We start from the raw sequence: 4206 nt of genomic DNA, 5'->3' as shown, positions 1-4206 counted from the left end.
TATGCGGTATGGCAGAACGTTCAGAAGAGGCGGAGACTGACGGTCGTGGAGGACGAGCTGGAAGGGGAGGCCGATCTGAGGCAGTAACCGGATGGGGGGAGCAGTAATTTCTTGGTCGGGCAGAAGGCGGCGTACGAGATCTAGTTCCGTCTGGTGGGCTCGGAGATGGGGCGAAGGGACGGGGGGGTGGGGGCGCCGCGGCCGGCCGCGGCGGGGCGGTCGCCGTCACAGGACGCTCTCCGCCAAGCCGTTGGCGGCCAGCCAGCCCTGCAGCCAGCGCATCATCTCGGTCCAGGCGCCGGTCACCAGCAGCAGGCCGACGACCACGAGGACGACGCCGCCGAACCGGGTGACCGCCCGCGCGTGCCGGCGCAGGAACGACGTGGCGCCCATCGCCCAGCGGGCGCCGAGCGCCACCAGGACGAACGGCACGCCCAGGCCCAGGCAGTAGGCGAGCCCGAGCAGCGCGCCGCGGCCGGCGGTCGCCTGTTGGAACGCGAGGTTCTCCACCGCGGCCAGCGTCGGGCCCAGGCACGGCGTCCAGCCCAGCCCGAAGACGACGCCCAGCAGCGGCGCCCCGGCCAGCCCGGTCGCCGGCCGGAACGCCACCCGCTTGGTGCGCTGCAGCAGCGGCAACCAGCCGAGGAAGCCCAACCCGACCAGGACCGTGACGACACCGAGCACCCGGGTGATCTCGTCGTTGTACTGCAGCAGCATCCGGCCCAGGCCGCCGACCGCCGTGCTGATGGTGACGAAGACGGCGGTGAAGCCGAGCACGAACAGGACGGCGCCGAGCACCATCCGGCCGCGGGGGGAGCGCTCGTCGGCCGCGGTGCGCACCGCGGTCGCCGTTCCGCCGGAGCCCTGCGCGACCGGCGCGGAGGCCGTCGTCGGGGTGCCGGAGCCGACCAGCCCGGTGACGTAGGACAGGTAGCCGGGCACCAGCGGCAGCACGCACGGCGAGGCGAAGCTGACCAGCCCGACCAGGGCGGCGACCCCGGCGGCCACGAGCAGCGGGCCGTCGGTCACCAGGCCGCTGAAGGTCTCCCCCATCAGCCCTCCTCGGCCATCAGCAGGTCGAGCACCGCACGCAGGTCGTCCTGCTGGACCGAGCCGGTGTAGACCGCGGCCACCCGGCCCTGCGCGTCGAGCACGATGGTGGAGGGGATGGCGTTGGCCGGGTAGTCGCGGAACGCCAGGGCCACCTCGCCGCGCGGGTCGTCCAGCGAGGGGAACTCGATGCCGAAGCTGTCCTCGAAGGCCCGGGCGAGCTGGTCGGTGTCCTTGACGTTGACGCCGAGGAACTGCACCCCCTGGTCGCGCACCTCGGCGTAGACCTCCTGGAACTCCGGCGACTCCACCCGGCACGGCGCGCACCAGGAGCCCCAGAAGTTGATCACCGCGACGCTGCCGTCGAGCTCGCCGGAGTGGAACTCCTCGCCGTCCAGCAGGGTCCCGGAGAACTCCGGCGCGGCGGCGCGCTCGTCGGGCGGGATGACCTCGCCGGCCGGGGTGCCCTGGACGAAGCGGAACTCGCCGCCGTTGTTGACGTCGACGGCGTCGGTGCCGGTGGAGCAGCCGGTCAGGAGCAGCGCCCCGACCAGGGCGCCGAGCAGCCGCCGCCTCATGCGCCGGGGACCGCGTCGGACGGGGTGGCGCCGGCGGGCTCCGCGTAGGACAGCCCCACGAAGCGGTCGCCGTCGTAGGTCACCGAGGTCACGCTGGCCAGGCCGCACTGCCGGCGGCGCGGGTCGTGCGCGTAGCGGCGTCCCTCGAGGTGCAGCCGCAGCGTCCAGATCGGCAGCTGGTGGCTGACGCACACCACGGCGGCGCCGCGGGCGGCGTCCCGGGCGGCCTCGACGGCAGCCAGCATCCGGGCGGCGATCTCCACGTAGGGCTCGCCCCACGACGGGCGGACCGGGTTGCGCAGCTTCCACCAGTGCTGGGGGGAGCGCAGCGCGCCGTCCCCCACGCCGACCCGCAGGCCCTCGAAGGCGTTGCCCGCCTCGATCAGCCGGTCGTCGGTCTCGACCGGCAGGCCGAGCTTGCCGGCGATCGGCGCGGCGGTCTGCTGCGCGCGCTCCAGCGGGCTGGACACGACGTGGGTGAGGCCCTTGTCGGTCAGCCACTCGGCGGCGGCCAGCGCCATCGCCTCGCCGGTCTCGGAGAGCCGGTAGCCCGGCAGCCGGCCGTAGAGCACCTTCTCGGGGTTGTACACCTCGCCGTGGCGCAGCAGGTGGACGATGGTGGTCTCGGCCATCAGGTGCTCATCCCGGTGGAGGCGTCCGCCGGCTCCTCGGCCGGCGGGGCGGACGACGGGTCGACGGCGGCCGCGGCGCGGGCGGCGGCCGGGAGGGCCTCGAGCACCCGCTCGACGGCCTCGTCGTCGAGCGCGGCGCTGACGAACCACGACTCGAACGCCGACGGCGGCAGGTAGACGCCGCGGGCGAGCATCGCGTGGAAGAAGGCGGTGTAGCGGGCGGCGTCCTGCGAGCGGGCGTCGTCGTAGTCGCGCACCTGCCGCTCGTCGGGCACGAAGAACACCGAGAACATCGACCCGGCCTGCTGGACGCGGTGCGGGACGCCGGCGGCGAACAGCGCGGCGCTGGCCGCCCCGCGCAGGGTGACGGCGACCTCGTCACAGCGGCGGTAGACCTCGTCGGTGCAGTGCCGCAGCGTGGTCAGGCCCGCGGCGACCGCGACCGGGTTCCCCGACAGCGTGCCCGCCTGGTAGACCGGCCCGGCCGGGGCGAGGTGCTCCATGAGGTCGGCGCGGCCGCCGAAGGCCGCGGCCGGCAGCCCGCCGCCCATGACCTTGCCGAAGGTCATCAGGTCGGCGTCCACCGGGTCCAGGCCGTACCAGCCGGAGCGGGAGACGCGGAATCCGGTCATGACCTCGTCGACGATCAGCAGCGCGCCGTGCGCGGCGGTGATGCGGCGCAGTGCCTGGTTGAAGCCGTCCACCGGCGGGACGACGCCCATGTTGCCGACCGCGGCCTCGGTGATGACCGCGGCGATCTCGCTGCCGCGCTCGGCGAAGACGGCCTCGACCGCGGTCGCGTCGTTGTAGGGCAGGACGACGGTGTCGGCGGCGGCGCCGGTGGTGACGCCGGGGGTGTCGGGCAGCCCGAGGGTGGCCACGCCGGAGCCGGCCGAGGCCAGCAGCGCGTCGACGTGCCCGTGGTAGCAGCCGGCGAACTTCACGACGACCCGCCGGCCGGTGACGCCGCGGGCCAGCCGGACCGCCGAGAGCACCGCCTCGGTGCCGGAGTTGACCAGCCGCACCTCCTCCACCGGCGGCATCCGGCGGACGATCTCCTCGGCCAGCTCCACCTCGCCCGCGGTCGGGGCGCCGAAGGTCAGCCCGCGGCGGGCGGCGGCGGTGACGGCCTCGACGACCGCCGGGTGGGCGTGGCCGAGGATGAGCGGCCCCCACGAGGCGACGAGGTCGACGTAGCGGCGGCCGTCGGCGTCGGTGAGGTACGCGCCCTGGCCCTGCGCCATGAAACGGGGGGTGCCGCCGACGGCGCCGAAGGCGCGCACCGGGGAGTTCACCCCGCCGGGGGTGACCCGCTGCGCGCGGGCGAACAGGTCGGCCGACTCGGGGGCCTCGTAGGCGTACGGGGGGCTGTCCAGCGAGGTCACGACCACAGTGTCCCCTTCCTCTCCGACGGGCGGCCGGGGACGTCCGACACAGCCGCGAGCAGGGCACGCGACAGCGTTCCCGGGTCGCGGGTGGGCACGAGCACGGTGCGCCCGTCCGTCGTCCGCAGCGGCAGGCCCGACCGGCCGCGGGGCAGCGAGCAGCCGCCGCCGAGCACCGGGGCGCCGGCGTCCACCCCCGCCGTCCCGGCGCGGACCGCGCGCAGGTGCGCGGCGTCGACGTCGGCGAGCGGCACCCGCTCGGGGCCGACCGACAGCGCCGGGTCGTCGCCGGCGGCGTCGACCCGCACCGTCCAGGCGCGACGGGCGGAGACCACGCCCGCGACCACCACACCCAGGACGGCGACGACGGCGAGGACCCACAGCAGCGGCGGCACGTCGGGGCCGGGCAGCACCAGGTCCAGGACGGTCTCTTATACAGATCTGACGCTGCCGACGACGCCTTACGTGTAGGTCTCTGGGGGCGCGGGAACAGTAATATAAAAAAACAGAAAGCAAGAAGAGAGAGCCGAAGTCAGAGATAAGAATCACGAGCAAGAGCGA

5 protein-coding genes are annotated in these 4206 nt (G+C 74.5%); all 5 read right to left on the bottom strand.

Features of this window, described 5'->3' with window-relative positions; translation table 11 throughout:
- Positions 1 to 225 precede the first annotated feature (225 nt).
- From CNO22_RS25940 to CNO22_RS25920, 5 genes are read right to left on the bottom strand one after another with little or no spacing between them, the layout of a single operon-like run.
- On the bottom strand, positions 226 to 1053 hold the full coding sequence (locus CNO22_RS25940; RefSeq protein WP_100502128.1) for a cytochrome c biogenesis CcdA family protein: 828 nt from the start codon (positions 1051 to 1053) through the stop codon (positions 226 to 228).
- Positions 1053 to 1628, bottom strand: coding sequence for a TlpA family protein disulfide reductase (locus CNO22_RS25935; RefSeq protein ID WP_100502127.1), 576 nt, complete (start codon positions 1626 to 1628; stop codon positions 1053 to 1055). Before CNO22_RS25935 ends, CNO22_RS25940 begins: the two co-directional genes overlap by 1 nt.
- Positions 1625 to 2260, bottom strand: coding sequence for a histidine phosphatase family protein (locus CNO22_RS25930; protein ID WP_100502126.1), 636 nt, complete (start codon positions 2258 to 2260; stop codon positions 1625 to 1627). The genes CNO22_RS25935 and CNO22_RS25930 overlap by 4 nt, the downstream gene beginning before the upstream one ends.
- The gene (gene hemL, locus CNO22_RS25925) at positions 2260 to 3645 is read right to left on the bottom strand and encodes a glutamate-1-semialdehyde 2,1-aminomutase (protein WP_100502129.1); all 1386 of its coding nucleotides are present in this window, start codon (positions 3643 to 3645) and stop codon (positions 2260 to 2262) included. The genes CNO22_RS25930 and hemL overlap by 1 nt, the downstream gene beginning before the upstream one ends.
- Entirely contained in the window at positions 3642 to 4058 is a 417-nt protein-coding gene (locus CNO22_RS25920; RefSeq protein ID WP_232807366.1) for a hypothetical protein, read from the bottom strand. Before CNO22_RS25920 ends, hemL begins: the two co-directional genes overlap by 4 nt.
- Between the last annotated feature and the right edge of the window lie 148 nt (positions 4059 to 4206).

The sequence above is a fragment of the Geodermatophilus chilensis genome (assembly GCF_002802985.1).
Taxonomy (GTDB): domain Bacteria; phylum Actinomycetota; class Actinomycetes; order Mycobacteriales; family Geodermatophilaceae; genus Geodermatophilus; species Geodermatophilus chilensis.
The sequence above is the reverse complement of the archived record's forward strand: the minus strand, read 5'-3'. Positions and strand labels throughout refer to the sequence as shown.